The organism is Mesorhizobium sp. M7A.F.Ca.US.014.04.1.1, from assembly GCF_003998745.1.
Classification (GTDB): Bacteria; Pseudomonadota; Alphaproteobacteria; order Rhizobiales; family Rhizobiaceae; genus Mesorhizobium; species Mesorhizobium ciceri.
On sequence record NZ_RZRW01001234.1, the window covers coordinates 1 to 790 of the forward strand.

General features: G+C 70.1%; 1 pseudogene. It reads left to right on the forward strand.

The window, feature by feature from the left end:
• A pseudogene (locus EOA22_RS35770) lies at window positions 1–790 on the forward strand (double-strand break repair protein AddB); the annotation flags it as partial.

A 790-nucleotide genomic window follows, 5' to 3' on the forward strand; every position in this document is an offset into this window, starting at 1 on the left:
CGAGGCGCTGCTTGCCGGCCGTCTTGTTCCGGGGTTTCGATTCGACGGCGACCCGCTCGCTTTGGCCGATGCCACCATCTATGTGCCGACACGCCGTGCCGCGCGTGCCTTGCGGGGTGTCTTCGTCGACAGCCTGGCGGCACGCGGCGGCGGCGGCTCGGCGATCCTGCCGGTCATCCGGCCACTCGGCGAATTCGACGAGGATGAGGCTGCGTTCGAGACCGAGGCAGCGGCGGCCATCGATCTGGCGCCGCCGATTTCGGCAACCGAACGCCTGTTGCTGCTGACGCCGCTGGTGCGCGCCTGGAAACGCCGGCTGCCGGCGCATGTCGCCGCCCTTTTCGCCGAGGAGATCGTCATCCCGGCTTCCACCGCCGACGCGATCTGGCTGGCGCGCGATCTCGCCCGGCTGATGGACGAGATCGAGACGGAAGGCACCGACTGGGCCAAGCTCACCGATCTGGTGACCGGCAATCTTGCCGGATGGTGGCAGGTGACGCTCGAATTCCTCGGCATCGTCACCGAAGCCTGGCCGAAATTCCTCGCGGAAAGCGACCGCTCCAATCCGGCCGCGCATCGCAGCGCGCTGATCCGCGCCGAGGCGGCGCGGCTGCAGCGCAATCCGCCCGCCGGCCCGGTCATCGCCGCAGGCTCGACCGGCTCGATACCAGCGACGGCCGAATTGCTTGCCGCGATCGCGCGCCAGGCGCGGCAATCGCCTGGAACGACGCTTCGTCCAGCGTCCGGTCGAGACCCGGCAGCACGATGGCGCCGCCGGGCAGGCGCGCGA